Source organism: Bradyrhizobium amphicarpaeae, assembly GCF_002266435.3.
In the GTDB taxonomy this organism is placed as follows: domain Bacteria; phylum Pseudomonadota; class Alphaproteobacteria; order Rhizobiales; family Xanthobacteraceae; genus Bradyrhizobium; species Bradyrhizobium amphicarpaeae.
Genome location: NZ_CP029426.2, coordinates 2,811,892 through 2,825,457 on the forward strand (window position 1 = coordinate 2,811,892; position 13,566 = coordinate 2,825,457).

Annotated in this window: 13 protein-coding genes; 10 read left to right on the plus strand and 3 right to left on the minus strand. The window is 63.9% G+C overall.

The genetic code is table 11. From position 1 onward, the window contains the following. Positions 1-9 precede the first annotated feature (9 nt). From CIT40_RS12810 to CIT40_RS12855, 10 genes are all read left to right on the plus strand, one after another. Entirely contained in the window at positions 10-1,074 is a 1,065-nt protein-coding gene (locus CIT40_RS12810; protein WP_094896289.1) for a branched-chain amino acid ABC transporter permease, read from the plus strand. Beyond that, on the plus strand, positions 1,074-1,790 hold the full coding sequence (locus CIT40_RS12815) for an ABC transporter ATP-binding protein (RefSeq protein WP_094896290.1): 717 nt from the start codon (positions 1,074-1,076) through the stop codon (positions 1,788-1,790). Before CIT40_RS12810 ends, CIT40_RS12815 begins: the two co-directional genes overlap by 1 nt. Further along, on the plus strand, positions 1,783-2,511 hold the full coding sequence (locus tag CIT40_RS12820) for an ABC transporter ATP-binding protein (RefSeq protein WP_094896291.1): 729 nt from the start codon (positions 1,783-1,785) through the stop codon (positions 2,509-2,511). Before CIT40_RS12815 ends, CIT40_RS12820 begins: the two co-directional genes overlap by 8 nt. 24 nt (positions 2,512-2,535) lie before the next feature. Beyond that, positions 2,536-3,525, plus strand: a complete 990-nt coding sequence (locus tag CIT40_RS12825; RefSeq protein WP_094896292.1) for an acetamidase/formamidase family protein — start codon at positions 2,536-2,538, stop codon at positions 3,523-3,525. 14 nt (positions 3,526-3,539) lie between these two features. Continuing rightward, a complete protein-coding gene (locus tag CIT40_RS12830; protein ID WP_094896333.1) occupies positions 3,540-5,279 on the plus strand; it encodes a nitrilase-related carbon-nitrogen hydrolase in 1,740 nt (579 codons plus the stop codon). Between the two features lie 21 nt (positions 5,280-5,300). Beyond that, entirely contained in the window at positions 5,301-6,062 is a 762-nt protein-coding gene (locus tag CIT40_RS12835) for an SDR family NAD(P)-dependent oxidoreductase (RefSeq protein ID WP_094896293.1), read from the plus strand. A gap of 220 nt (positions 6,063-6,282) precedes the next feature. Beyond that, positions 6,283-7,278, plus strand: a complete 996-nt coding sequence (locus CIT40_RS12840; protein ID WP_094896334.1) for a Bug family tripartite tricarboxylate transporter substrate binding protein — start codon at positions 6,283-6,285, stop codon at positions 7,276-7,278. A 436-nt stretch (positions 7,279-7,714) separates the two neighbouring features. Next, entirely contained in the window at positions 7,715-9,991 is a 2,277-nt protein-coding gene (locus tag CIT40_RS12845; protein ID WP_244611958.1) for a TonB-dependent receptor, read from the plus strand. A 237-nt stretch (positions 9,992-10,228) separates the two neighbouring features. Beyond that, positions 10,229-11,308 (plus strand): HoxN/HupN/NixA family nickel/cobalt transporter, encoded by a 1,080-nt coding sequence (locus CIT40_RS12850; protein ID WP_094896295.1) that lies wholly within the window; start codon positions 10,229-10,231, stop codon positions 11,306-11,308. Between the two features lie 66 nt (positions 11,309-11,374). Further along, the gene (locus CIT40_RS12855; RefSeq protein ID WP_414645424.1) at positions 11,375-11,527 is read left to right on the plus strand and encodes a hypothetical protein; all 153 of its coding nucleotides are present in this window, start codon (positions 11,375-11,377) and stop codon (positions 11,525-11,527) included. Between the two features lie 30 nt (positions 11,528-11,557). Here CIT40_RS12855 and CIT40_RS12860 read toward each other — a convergent pair whose 3' ends face one another. The 3 genes from CIT40_RS12860 to CIT40_RS12870 all read right to left on the minus strand — a co-directional run bounded on the left by CIT40_RS12860 (position 11,558) and on the right by CIT40_RS12870 (position 13,472). After that, positions 11,558-12,637: a YeeE/YedE family protein gene (locus tag CIT40_RS12860; protein WP_094896296.1), complete on the minus strand. Its 1,080-nt coding sequence runs from the start codon at positions 12,635-12,637 to the stop codon at positions 11,558-11,560. A 75-nt stretch (positions 12,638-12,712) separates the two neighbouring features. Continuing rightward, positions 12,713-13,063 carry an ArsR/SmtB family transcription factor gene (locus CIT40_RS12865; RefSeq protein WP_028137430.1) on the minus strand — a complete coding sequence of 117 codons (351 nt, stop codon included), beginning with the start codon at positions 13,061-13,063 and terminating at the stop codon, positions 12,713-12,715. 37 nt (positions 13,064-13,100) lie between these two features. After that, positions 13,101-13,472 (minus strand): thioredoxin domain-containing protein, encoded by a 372-nt coding sequence (locus CIT40_RS12870; protein ID WP_094896297.1) that lies wholly within the window; start codon positions 13,470-13,472, stop codon positions 13,101-13,103. Positions 13,473-13,566: the final 94 nt, after the last annotated feature.

Below are 13,566 nucleotides of genomic sequence, written 5' to 3' on the forward strand. Positions count from 1 at the left end.
GATGGCGTCGTGACCGGTTTTCTCTCGTTGTTTCGCCGTCTCGAAGGACCGCAGACCGTCGGTCGCGGTCCGGCCTTCTGGGGCCTGTTCGCCGTCGTGCTCGCCGTCGCACTGGCTTATCCGCTGGTGAGTGACGGCTACACCGTCGGCAACACCGTTTACTTCTTCGTCTGGGTGTTCATCGCTCTCAGCCTGTGCCTGATCTGGGGGTATGGCGGCTCGCTGTCCTTCGGCCAGACCGCCTTCTTCGGGATTGCGGGCTATGGCTATGGCATCCTCACCATCAATTTCGGCTCGGCCTATGGCTTCACGCTGGTGGCGCTGGTGGCGGCCGTCGCGATCGCTGCGCTGTTCGCGGTCCTGCTCGGCTATTTCATGTTCTTCGGCCGCATCGCCGGTGTCTTCCTCGGCATCGTCACGCTCGCGGTGACCTTGATGCTGGAACGATTCATGGCTCAGACCGCGGGGCCGGAGTGGCGTATCGGCAGCGCGCGACTGAACGGCTTCAACGGCATGAGCGGGATGCCGCCGTTGACCATACCCTGGCCGGGCGGGCCGATCGTGCTGTTCGCGGATGTCGGCCTCTATTACTTCGTGCTCGGTCTTCTCATCTTCGTCTATCTGGGCCTGCGCATTCTGATGAACTCGTCGTTCGGCAACGTCATCGTCGCGATCCGGGAGAACCCGGAACGGGCGGAGATGCTGGGCTACGACGTGCGCAAATACCAGCTTATCACCTTCGTTATCGGCGCGGCGCTCGCAGGCCTCTCCGGTGTGCTCTACACGGTGTGGGGACAATATATCACGCCGTCGAGCATGGGCATGACGGCGGCGGCATTGCCGCTGATCTGGGTCGCCGTCGGGGGCCGCAGCGATTTGACCTCGACCGTGATCGGCACGCTGATGGTACTGGCTGCGTTCCAGGCGCTCACGATCTATGGCAGCCAATATGCGCTGGTCTTCATGGGCGTGCTACTGGTCCTCACGGTGCTGATCGCCCCGAACGGCCTCGTGCTCGGTGCGATGAATTGGCTCGGCAAGCTCGCCGCCCGCCTGACGCGGAGGGCCGGCTGATGTCGCTGCTCGAATTGCGCAAGCTGAACAAGCATTTCGGCGGGTTGCACGTCACCAACGCCGTCGACCTCACGCTGCAGCCCGGCGAGATCCATTGCCTGATCGGCCCGAACGGCGCCGGCAAGAGCACGCTGTTCCGCCTGATCTTGGGTGAGCATCATCCCGGCAGCGGCGAAATTCTCTTCGCCGGGGAGAACATCACCTCTCTGAAATCCTTTGCGCGAATTCATCGCGGCCTCTCGGTCAAATTCCAGGTGCCCGGCGTATTCAAGGGCCTGTCGGTCCGCCAGAACCTCGAGATCGCGCTTCAGAGCCGTCATCGCGGCGCCGAGCTCGAAGCGGAGATCGACCGGCTGCTCGCTTTCCTCGGGCTCAAGTCCGAGCAGGCCCAGGCTGCCGGCAATCTCAGCCATGGCCAGAAGCAATGGCTCGAGATCGGCATGGCGATCAGCCTGAAGCCGCGCCTGCTGCTGCTGGACGAGCCGACGGCTGGCATGTCGCCGGAGGAAACCCATCTGACCGGAGAGATGGTGCAGCGGCTCAATGCGGACGGCATGACGGTGCTCGCGATCGAGCATGACATGACCTTCGTTCGCCAGGTCGCCCAGCGCGTGACCGTGTTGCATCTCGGCCAGGTCTTCGCGCAGGGCTCGATCGACGAGATCGTGGCGGATGAACGTGTTGCGGCGATCTATCTGGGGCAGGCCCATGCTTGATGTGCCACGCAAGGAAGTGATCCTCTCGACGCTGGCCTTGCGCGCCGGCTATGGCGGCAAGCCCGTGCTCCAGGGCCTCGAGATCGAGGTGCGGGAAGGCGAGATCGTCGCCGTCATCGGACGCAACGGCGTCGGCAAATCCACGCTGATGAAGAGCCTGATCGGGCTCGTGCCGGCGATGAGCGGCTCGATCGTCTACCGCGGCGAGGCTGTGGATTCCCTGCCGGCGCACAAGCGGGCGCGCCTCGGCATGGGCTATGTGCCGCAGGGACGCGACGTGTTTCCACGGCTGACCGTCGGCGAGAACGTCGCGGTCGGCGCCGCGATCAAGGGCGGCGGCATTCCCGAAGCGGGCCGACGCAGGATCGTCGAGGCGTTTCCGATCCTCGCCGAACGCTGGCACCAGCGCGCCGGCACCATGTCGGGCGGCCAGCAGCAGCAACTCGCGATCGGACGGGTCTTGATCGCAGACCCCAATCTCATCCTGCTCGATGAGCCGTCTGAAGGTATCCAGCCCAACATCGTCCAGGATATCGCGCGCAACATGGTCGAGCTCAACCGCAGCACGGGCGTGACCATCATTCTGGTCGAGCAGAACCTCGACATGATCCGCGCCATGGCGCAGCGCTGCTACGTCATGGACAAGGGCCGCATCGTCGCAAGTCTCGACCGCTCGGCGCTCGACGACGTGGCGGAGATGCGCCGGCACCTCGCGGTCTAGACAGTCCAACCAAGGAGAACAGCAATGGCCTGGCAAAACGAGTCGATCATGGCACGCAAAGGCGTCGCCAAGGGCGCGCGCGGCAAAGAATATACGATCACGGAGAGCGAGCAGGGCAAGTATCACTATGTCTACGGCCCCTACGTGAATCCGGTGCTGACCGTGGATCCGGGAGCGGTCGTCGCCGCCGAGACCCACGACGCGTTCGAGGGCGCCATCAAGCACGAAACCGACAGCCCGTCGAAGATTCTCAACTTTCCGTTCCTCAATCCGCAGAATGGACCGATCCACGTCAACGGCGCCGAAAAGGGCGACACGCTCGCGGTCTATATCGAGAGCATCGTGCCGCGCGGGCCGCAGCCCTGCGGCACCACCGTGGTCATGCCGGACTTCGGCGGCCTCGTCAGCACGGGGCAGACCGCGCTGCTCAACCCGGCGCTGCCCGAACGGGTCAAGAAGCTGGTGATCGACGCCAAGACCGGTACCAAATGGAACGAAAAGATCACGCTGCCCTATGAGCCGTTCATCGGCACCATCGGAACGTCGCCGGAGATCGAGGCGATCTCCTCGCTCGTCCCCGATTATTACGGAGGAAACATGGACCTGCCGGACGTCGGTGTCGGCGCCATCGTCTACCTGCCGGTCAACACCAAGGGCGCGCTGCTCTATCTCGGCGATTGCCATGCCGCGCAGGGGGACGGCGAGCTCTGCGGCGTTGCGATCGAGCATCCAACCGTGACCACGGTCCAGGTCGATCTTATCAAGGGCTGGACGATCGCCTGGCCGCGGCTCGAGACTAAGGACTTCATCATGACCATCGGCTCGGCCCGGCCGATGGAGGATGCCGCGCGCATCGCCTATCGCGAGCTGTGCCGCTGGATGGCGGCGGACTACGGTTTCGAGGAGATCGACGCCTACATGCTGCTGACCCAGGCCGGCCGGGTGCGTCTCGGCAACATGGTCGATCCGAAATACACGCTCGGCGCCTCCATCAAGAAATCCTATCTCGTGTGAGGACCGGCGAGGTCATGAGACGCATCCACAAGGTCGCCGCCGTTCAGTTCGAGCCGACCATGTTCGAGAAGGAGCGCAACATCGCGCGCCTGCTCGAACTCTGCGAACAGGCGGCGGCGGCCGGTGCCAAGCTGATCGTCACGCCGGAAATGGGGACGACCGGCTATTGCTGGTTCGACCGTGCCGAGGTCGCGCCGTTCGTCGAGACAATCCCGGGGCCGAGCACGGACCGCTTCGCGGCGCTCGCGCGCCAGCATGACTGCTACATCGTGGTCGGCATGCCGGAGGTCGACGAGGACGGCATCTATTTCAACTCAGCCGTCCTGATCGGGCCCGACGGCATTGTCGGCCGCCACCGCAAGACGCATCCTTACATCTCGGAGCCGAAATGGGCGGCGGCAGGCGATTTGCACAACCAGGTGTTCGAGACGCCGATCGGGCGGATCGCGCTGCTGATCTGCATGGACATCCATTTCGTTGAAACCGCGCGGCTGATGGCGCTCGGCGGCGCCGACGTCATCTGCCATATCTCGAACTGGCTGGCCGAGCGCACGCCGGCGCCATATTGGATCAGCCGCGCCTTCGAGAACGGCTGCTACGTCATCGAGAGCAACCGCTGGGGCTTGGAGCGCACGGTGCAGTTCAGCGGTGGAAGCTGCGTGATCGCGCCGGACGGGGAGGTGATTGCGGTGCTCGACAACGGCGACGGGATCTTGCTGTCCGAGATCGACCTCGACGTCGCGCGCGCGCGCCGCGTGCTCGGCGAGACCGTGTTTGCGCAGCGCCGTCCCGAGCTTTATCCGGAACTGCTGACCGATACCTTCAGCTGGAACCCGCGCGATTTCTTTGGCCTCTATGGCCATCAGCCGTGGCCGACGGGCAAAACGTCGCAAGTCAGCGTCGCGCAATTTGCACCTCGCGATGACGCCAGCCAAAACCTCGGGGAGATCGCAGTGCTCGCGCGCAAGGCCAGGGACGAGGGTGCGGAGCTCGTCGTCTTTCCGGAGCTTGCCCTGACGGGACTTGCCGATCCCGCGGCATCGGCGCAACCGATACCGGGACCGGCGACCGGCAGCCTCGTCGCGCTTGCAACGGAGCTTGACCTCTACCTCGTCTGCGGCCTCGCCGAGCGCGACGGCGATCTGGTCTACAACAGCGCCTGCCTTGTGTCGCCGGATGGGGACGTCTCGGTCTATCGCAAGGCGCATCTCACCGCCAATGAGCGAAGCTGGGCCACCGCAGGTGACGGCTGGACCGTCGTGGACACGCCGATCGGGCGGATCGGGTTGTTGATCGGTCATGACGCGTCGTTCCCGGAAGCGGGCCGGGTGCTGGCGCTGCGCGGCTGTGATCTCATCGCGTGTCCCGCCGCGATCAAGGGACGCTTCAGTTCGTCGCATGCCGGCACGGAGGTCCTGCAGCCGAAGCCGATACCGACGGGCCCGGATCCGCATCACTGGCATCATTTCCGTGTTCGTGCCGGCGAAAACAACCTGTTCTTCGCTTTCGCCAATATCGCCGATCCAGAACGTGGCTATCCCGGGCTGAGCGGCGTGTTCGGTCCTGACACGTTCGCGTTTCCGCGGCGTGAGGCGATCGCGGCCGGCGGCACGGGCCTTGCAACCGCGCTGGTCGACACCACCAATCTCGACAGCGTCTATCCGACCAACGTCGTGCGGCGAAAGGATCTGGTTTCGATGCGCATGCCGCACAGCTATCGTGGATTGGTGAGGGCCGCCGCGACCAATTACTGAACCAGGAAAAGGAATCGGACCATGGATCTCGGACTCAAAGGCGCCAAGGTTCTCGTCACGGGAAGTACCAAGGGGATCGGCCGCGCGATCGTCGAGACATTTGCTGCCGAAGGCGCCGATGTCGGCGTATGCTCCCGCAATCAGGCCGAGGTCGAGAGCACGGTTGCCGCGCTTAAGGCCAAAGGCGTCGCTGCCTATGGCGGAGCGGTGGACGTCGCCGACGCGGCTGCGCTGAAAGCCTGGGTTGTCGACATGGCGACCAAATTGGGCGGGATCGACGTCGTCGTGGCGAATGTGAGCGCGCTTGCGATCGGGCAGGACGACGAGAGCTGGGAGAAGGAGTTCTCGACCGACATGATGGGTACGGTCCGGCTGGTGAATGCGGCCATGCCCTATCTGGAGAAGAGCGGCGCCGGTGCGATCGTCGCCATATCGAGCGTCTCCGGGCGCGAGGTCGATTTCGCGGCCGGTCCCTACGGCACCTTCAAGGCCGCCATCATCCACTACACGCAAGGCCTCGCCAATCAGCTCGCACACAAGGGCATCCGTGCCAACACGGTCTCGCCGGGCAACACCTATTTCGAAGGCGGCGTCTGGAACACGATCAAGGACAACAATCCCGAGCTCTACAAATCGGCGCTTGCGCTCAATCCCACGGGCCGGATGGGGACCCCGCAGGAGATGGCCAACGCGGTCGTGTTTCTCGCAAGTCGAGCCGCTAGCTTCATCACGGGAACGAACCTCGTCGTCGACGGTGCCCTGACGCGCGGTGTGCAATTCTGAGGCGTTGCTGCATTCGCCGCGTTGCAGCCGGGAAGACGAACGCTGCTGACCGAGGACCACGTCCCGAATCCGGACGGAGCCTTGAGTCCCGCCGAGGATGCGGAGCGCGAGGGTGCGGCGCCTTGCCGCCCGCACGGTGCAGGGCAGCGATCTCCTCGGGCGGATTTTCAAGGCCGTTCAATCGTGTATGATGATTGGCACGGTCCTGAATCCGCAGAAGATGTCCCTCCTTTCACGCCGAGAACTGCTCGATAGGGCGGCGCGTATTACGGCGCTGGCCGCATGGCCCGGCTGTGCGGCCGCCGGCGATTATCCCTCCCGTCCCATCAGGCTGGTCATTCCCTATACGGCTGGCGCCGCGGGTGATCAGATCGGCCGTCCCTGGGCGGACAGGATCGCGCCGCTGCTGGGCCCGATCTACGTCGAAAATATCGGCGGCGCCGGCGGCGCGATCGGCTCCGCCGCGGTGGCGCAGAGCGCCCCCGACGGCTATTCGCTTCTGCTCGGCAATGGCAGCACTCAGGTGATGATTCCGTTGTCCTCGGCGCAGCCCGCCTACGACACGGTTCGCGATTTCCGCGCCATCTATCGCCTGATTACCACCACGCTTGCAATCGCGGTTCATCCCTCGCTGCCGGTGAAGGACCTGCGGGAACTGGTAGCTTTTGCAAGCGCCAATCCGGGCAAACTCTCCTACGGCACTCCGGGCGTCGGCACCGGCAATCATCTCATTGGGGAAATGTTCAGGCTGCAATCCGGTCTCGCAACAGATTTCGTCCACGTGCCCTATCGGGGCATGAGTTCCGCTACCAACGACCTGGTCAGCGGCCAAATCTCCGCCGTCATTGCGGTGGTGTCGAGCCAGATCCTGGAATTGCACCATGCAGGCAAGCTGCGGCTGATCGCGGTGACGAGCGAGCAGCGGTTGAGCGGTGCGCCGGGAATCCCGACCGTGATCGAGTCAGGCATGCCGGGCCTCAGATACGCCGGCTGGTTTGGCTTGTTCGCTCCGCGAGCAACCCCGGATACGATCGTGGAGCAGATCTCCAGGGCAACCCGTACGGCGATGTCCGATCCGCAGTTGCAGGAAAGCTATCGTTCGCAAGGTCTGGAGCCGGACGTCGATTCAGGCCCTGACAAATTTCAGCGCCTCGTCGAGGACGAACTGACCCGCCTGGCTCCCATCGTCAAGTCGATCGGGCTCAAGCGCGACTGAGCGGAATCACCGCCGATTTGAGCTGCGTCCGTCCTGTCTCAACTCTCGCGAGCCGGATCGGCAGTGGCGTTCTCGCGGCGACGTTGAGCAGCATCGATCTTGCTGCGGCATTCTGACCGCACGAGACTTGAATCACTCACAGTGCATTTGAATCGTTCCAGACATTCTCCCGTCGATCGTCAATGATCGAGACATTCTAAGTCTCTCCGCATGCAATTGCGTTGCGGTCACGATGATGCCTTCCTAAAGAGGCGGTGCAGATCGCTGGCATCCGGATGTTGTCGCCAAGACGAAGACAGCAAGGGCGTGCGTCTGCAGAGCAATTGATTGACGGGGCATTTGTGCCGGCCGAGTTCGGATGCGGAGAGCTGCTCTTCGATCCATGCTCGTTGCTGGCCAAGCGCGGAGCCGTGTCACGGCGCGCTGCGTGCTATTGATGAAGGACTTGCTGGGAATGCGGCGTGCGGGTGAGGTTGAGACGGTGGCTCGCTTTGGTGCAGCGCTGCTGGGTGGTGTCGTGTGGCTGGCAGGGTTCGAATCGCCTGCTCACTCCCAAACATCGCAAGCTGGGAGCTCGCTTCCGCCCGTAACTGTCGAAGCTCCAACGCGCCAGGCGGTTCGTCGTGCGCCGACCAGGCGAAGCGACGCCCGGGTCCGATCGACCTCACGACGAGCCTCGCAGCCTCAGACCGTTACAGTGCCGTCGCAGCCAAGTGTCGTCCCCGCCTTTGCAGGCGGCCAGGTCGCTCAAGGCGCGCGGCTGGGACTGCTCGGCAATACCAACACCATGAAGTCACCGTTCAGCGTGACAAGCTACACCGACAAGTTCATTCGGGATCAGCAGGCGGCAACGGGTGCGGATGCCCTGATCCTCGATCCGTCCGTGCGCAGTTCCCACCCGACGGGCGGTATCGTCGATTCCTTCAACATACGCGGCTTCCCGATCAATGAAGGCAACAACGGTGAATTCGCCTTCGAGGGCCTTTACGGAATCGCGCCGACATACCGGATCTTCACGGACTACGTCGAGCGCATCGAAGTGCTCAAGGGTCCCTCGGCGGCACTCTCGGGCATGGCGCCGAATGGCGGCGTTGGTGGCGTCATCAATGTCGTGCCCAAGCGTGCGGAAGAGGATCTGACCCGCCTGACAGCAAGTTACGGATCGACCGCACGCTTCGGCGGTCACTGGGATGTTGCGAGACGCTATGGCGACGGCAAGGAATGGGGCGTACGCGCCAGCGGGAGCCTCCGCGGCGGCGATACGCCCATCGACCGCCAGTCCGAGACGACAGGTGTCGGATCGCTGGCGCTGGATTATCGAGGCGAGCGGTTCAGGTCCTGGCTCTATCTCATTGCGCAGACCGATCGGTTCGACGCACCCTCACGTCCCTTTCTGATGGCTCCCGGCCTGCAGGTGCCAAAGGCGCCGGACGGCCGGTTGAACGTGACCCAGCCCTGGGAATGGTCACGCATCAACGACCAATCCGCCTTGCTGCGGACCGAGTACGATGTCAGCGATCAGGTCACTCTGTTTGCGGATGTCGGTGGCGCCAGGACCAATGTCGAACGATTCTTCGGTCTTCCGACGATCGTCAACAATAGCGGGGACACGACCTCTACGCCCCAGTACTTCGGTCTCAGCATCGATCGAACCACATATGACGGCGGCCTTCGCGCCCGCTTCGACACCGGCTTCGTCCATCATGCTCTTGCTGTCCAGGCCTCGGTCTATCAGGACGCTCTGTACCGGCGCCTGACGAATGGCAGTCCGGTCACCTCGAACATCTACAATCCGACCGTCGCGCCGACCCAGTTCGCCAACGAGATCAGCAGCCGCCCGCGGCTCTCGGATAGCGAGCTCACGGGGCTTTCGATTGCCGACACCTTGTCCGTACTCGACGAGCGGGTCCTTCTGACCTTCGGTGTCCGGCGCCAGGGCATCGAAGCCAACAACTATCTCTCCAATACCGGAACGCTGACATCGTCTTACGACAAGAGCGCCGTGACCCCGGTGGTTGGTCTCGTCGTCCGTCCCCTGGAGCATGTCTCGCTGTACGCGAACTATGTCGAAGGTCTCGCGCGCGGCGACGTAGCTCCCCAGACCGCGTCCAATTTCGGCGAAGTGCTGCAGCCCTACGTCGCCAAGCAGTACGAGGCCGGTGTCAAGGTGGAGTTCGGCCGGATCGCAACCACCTTCAGCGCGTTCGAGATATCGAAGGCGAGCGGCGAGCTGTCCGCCGGGCGTTTCGCGGCGACAGGCGAACAACGAGTCCGCGGGCTCGAGTTCAACGTCTACGGCGAGCTCATGCAGGATGTTCGTCTCCTCGGAGGCATCTCGCTGCTGGACGGCACCCTGACGAAAACTGCGGTTGCGGCCAATCTTGGCAATACGCCGATCGGCGTTCCGAACATTCAGGCCAATATCGGGGCGGAATGGGACCTCCCGTGGATGAGAGATCTCACCGTGAATGCGGCCGTCATCTACACCGGCAGGCAGTTCGTCGATACTGCGAACAAGCAACCGATTCCCGAGTGGACGCGGCTGGATCTCGGCGCCCGTTACACCACGGCGATCAGCGGCAGGAGAACGGTTTTCCGCGCAAACATCCAGAATGTGACCGGTGAGAGCTACTGGTCCAGCGTGGCTTCGTTCGGAACGTTCTTCCTGGGAGCGCCACGGACATATCTGCTGTCGATGACCGTGGATATGTAGTCGCTGCACTTGCACTTGGGGCAAGCGCTTCCCGGCAGGGTCAATCTGGTCCCGAAGTGGATAGGGGCGCCGCAGCTCGCTTCGGCCCGGCGGAGCCTCACCCTGGAATTTCTCCATTAAATCAATGAGGCGATCTCCTTTTCCATGCGTCTTCGGCCTCAGGGCCGAAAGTGGCGCGGCTCTTGCTCTTGCTAGTATGAGGGTTCTTGATAAACGTCATACTGCCGGATGAGGTGAATGGAGCAAGCGGTGAGGCGGACTTTGCGGGCGGTCGAGCCCGGAACGGTGGTGCTGTTCGGGGGGCTGATCGCGGCCAACATCGCCGCCTGGGCTTGGGCCTTCGCGTTGTTCGGCGACCGGCCGACGGTTCTGGCGACCGCGCTGCTGGCCTGGGTGTTCGGTCTGCGTCACGCCGTCGATGCCGATCACATCGCCGCCATCGACAACGTCGTGCGCAAATTGATGCAGGCGGATGGCGCGCCGCACAGTGTCGGCTTCTATTTCGCGCTCGGCCATTCCACCGTCGTCGTGGTCGCAACCATCCTGCTTGCGCTCGGCGTGGTGAGCCTCGGCGGCGACAGCCTGCTCAAGGACATCGGCGGCCTCATCGGCACGTCGGTGTCGGCGGTTTTCCTGCTCGTGATCGCGGCCATCAATCTCGTCATCTTCGCCGGCCTGTTGCGGACGTTCCGTGCGGCACGGCAGCAGGGCGTTGACGACGCCGAAGGCCTCGAGAGGCTGCTCGCCCATCGCGGCTTCCTCGCGCGGCTGCTCGGACCGCTGTTCCGTCTGGTCACAAAGCCCTGGCACATGTATCCGCTCGGTTTCCTGTTCGGGCTCGGCTTCGACACGGCGACCGAGATCGGCCTGCTCAGCATCTCCGCAACCGAAGCCGCGCGCGGCGCCTCCATTGCAGACGTGCTGGTCTTCCCCGCGCTGTTCGCGTCGGGCATGGCGCTGGTCGACACGGCCGACTCCGCACTGATGGTCAGCGCCTATCGATGGGCCTTCGTCGATCCCATGCGAAAGCTCTGGTACAACCTCACGATCACCGGCGCCTCCGTGGCGGTCGCGCTGTTCATCGGCGGCATCGAAGCGCTCGGGTTGGCGGCCGACCGGCTCGGCCTGTCCGGGGGCGTGTGGACGCTGGTCGACGGTCTCAACGAATCGCTCGCCAATGTGGGCTTCGCAGTGATCGCGCTGTTTGCGATCGCCTGGCTCATTTCGGTCGTGCTCTATCGTCGCCTCTTCGAGGGTGGCCGGCGCCGGTCCGCGACGAAAGCCCTGGAATGCGCCGATGCGACCGATGCGGCGTAAGTCCGGTCGTCGAGGCGTTACCTCGCCAAGGATGCCTATGACGGCGGTCTGCATGTCGAGCCTTCGCTGGCAACCGCGATCTTCGTGCCAGCCGCCGTGGCGATGGTCTGGATCGTCACCCGCAACATCCGCAGGCGGCATCTGAAGCACGACGACATGCCGCCAACCACCTGGCTACTGTGCATGGGGTTGTCTTTCAGGTTTTGTGTTTGGCGGTAGAGATCGGCTCGGCCCATCAAGGCGAATTCGTCAGGTCGAGGCCCCGAACAATCTGCGGACCGCCGGCAGCCACTCGCCGGTCATCGTGAACTCGAGCCCAAGGCGCGCTCCGCAGGCGATGGCCACCATCGTGACGGGTGCCGAAACCGCGAGCGTCGAAAACGCGCTCAGGCCCTGACCGATGGTGCAGCCCAACGACATGATGCCGCCGATGCCCATCAGCAGCGCACCGATCATGTGACGCTTCAACTCGCGTGCGTCGTCGCATGCCTCCCAGCGGAATCCGCGCGCGAGCATCGCGGCGGCAAACGAGCCGGCGACAACGCCGGCAACCGAGCCGATGCCGAAATTGAGCCGCGCGCCGGAGAAGGTGGCGATGTAGAGAATGGCGTCGCCAAGCGGCGCCACGAAGGTGAGCGAGGCGACCCGTGCGGGATCGAACTCGTCGTCGGCAAGCCATCCGGTCGCAAACCAGCCGAACGCGATCGCGGCGCCGACGGCAAGACCGGAGGCCAGCAGCCGCGGCGACCGGACCAGTCGCCCATCTGCAAGGGCCCAGAAGGCCAGCGCTGCGGCAATTGCCACGACGAGGATCGCGCGCATCGCGCTGCCTGCGCCGAGCAGCGAGGTCAAGGTCTGGGTGCTTCCCTCGGGCAGCCGTAACGACAGCGGTTCGATCAGTTTAAGCCGGAGCATACCGGTGATGCCGCGCATGGTCGCGAGCGCCGACAGGCCGAGCACGAGAAAGACCACGATGGCACGGAGATCGCCACCGCCGACGCGCACCAGCGTGCCGAACCCGCAAGTGCCGACCAGGGCCATGCCGACGCCGAACATCAGCCCGCCAATGATAGCACCGCCAAGGCCGATCGATGCCGTCAGGTAGATCGACCGTGACAGATCGACGATGCCGAGCGCGGCGAGCGCCTGGGTCGCGAGCAGGGCGACCGAAGCGGCCAGCGCAAAGGATTTCAGCCGGCGAAAATCCGATCCGAAGAATGCGTCCTCGAGCATCGCCAGCGTGCAGAAACGTCCCGCACGGCCGGCAACGCCGAGCACGGCACCGGCGGCAAGCCCGCATGCGAACGCTATGGTCGAAGGGCTCAGCATTCCTCCCGCTTCTTTTTTGTTTCTGTCCGCAGGTAGTCTGCGCCGGTGGGGCGCGAAAAGCCAGCGCGGAAGAAACTACCGGCGGCGCCGGCGCACCGGCTCGCAGAACACGTCGTAGACGGCGGTGAGAATCTTGCGGACGTCCTCGCTCGCGAGACTGTAGTAGATCGTCTTGCCGTCGCGGCGGGTCGTCACCAGCCGATCGAGTCGCAGCCGCGCGAGCTGCTGCGAGACGGTCGATTGTCGCTCGCCCAGGAACTGCTCGAGCTCGGTCACGGATTTCTCGCCCTCGGCGAGGATGCAGAGCAGCAGCAGTCGGGACTCGTGCGACAGCGCCTTGAGCATGTCGCTGGCCTCGCGCGCCTTCTCGATCATCTGCTCGAGTTCGGCGGAGCCCTCGATCTCCTTCAGCTTCGGCAACGGCATCGCGTCAAGTTCCTCTCAGCAAACTCCGCAAGAACGGTCACGACCCCTTGGGTTCCAATCCCGTATTTGACAGGATTCGGTCCAACAGGCCGAAGAAGAAGGCATCCCCGGGATAGCCGCGAATGCGCCCGATCTCACGGCCCTCTTGTACCACGACGAAGGTCGGCGTGAAGGGACCCGGATCGATTCCGGCGAGATCGGCGGGAAGGCGGCTGTTCAGGTCGATCCGGCGCAATGGTGCGGCCCGGCTTTCGTCGGTCTTGCCGTAGATCGGGGCGATCTCGGCGTTGAAGCGTGCGCACCAGGTGCAGCCGGGCCGCTCGAACATGACGAGTTCGGCGGCGCGCGAGGCCGTCGCGGGCAGCGCGAGCCCGACGGTGAGGGCGAGCAAAACGGCGATTCTGTTCATGCTGCGTAATCTGGCCTTTGCCGGCTTGATTGGCGGACTTGCTTCCCAAACGTCCTTGATGTCTTATATCATTAAATTCGTATATGTGCTAGGG

Coding starts and splice junctions, on each gene's coding strand:
- CIT40_RS12815 (WP_094896290.1), top strand. CDS start 1,074: ATGTCGCTGCTCGAATTGCGCAAGCTGAACAAGCATTTCGGCGGGTTG.
- CIT40_RS12820 (WP_094896291.1), top strand. CDS start 1,783: ATGCTTGATGTGCCACGCAAGGAAGTGATCCTCTCGACGCTGGCCTTG.
- CIT40_RS12825 (WP_094896292.1), top strand. CDS start 2,536: ATGGCCTGGCAAAACGAGTCGATCATGGCACGCAAAGGCGTCGCCAAG.
- CIT40_RS12830 (WP_094896333.1), top strand. CDS start 3,540: ATGAGACGCATCCACAAGGTCGCCGCCGTTCAGTTCGAGCCGACCATG.
- CIT40_RS12835 (WP_094896293.1), top strand. CDS start 5,301: ATGGATCTCGGACTCAAAGGCGCCAAGGTTCTCGTCACGGGAAGTACC.
- CIT40_RS12840 (WP_094896334.1), top strand. CDS start 6,283: ATGTCCCTCCTTTCACGCCGAGAACTGCTCGATAGGGCGGCGCGTATT.
- CIT40_RS12845 (WP_244611958.1), top strand. CDS start 7,715: ATGAAGGACTTGCTGGGAATGCGGCGTGCGGGTGAGGTTGAGACGGTG.
- CIT40_RS12850 (WP_094896295.1), top strand. CDS start 10,229: ATGGAGCAAGCGGTGAGGCGGACTTTGCGGGCGGTCGAGCCCGGAACG.
- CIT40_RS12860 (WP_094896296.1), bottom strand. CDS start 12,637: ATGCTGAGCCCTTCGACCATAGCGTTCGCATGCGGGCTTGCCGCCGGT.
- CIT40_RS12865 (WP_028137430.1), bottom strand. CDS start 13,063: ATGCCGTTGCCGAAGCTGAAGGAGATCGAGGGCTCCGCCGAACTCGAG.
- CIT40_RS12870 (WP_094896297.1), bottom strand. CDS start 13,472: ATGAACAGAATCGCCGTTTTGCTCGCCCTCACCGTCGGGCTCGCGCTG.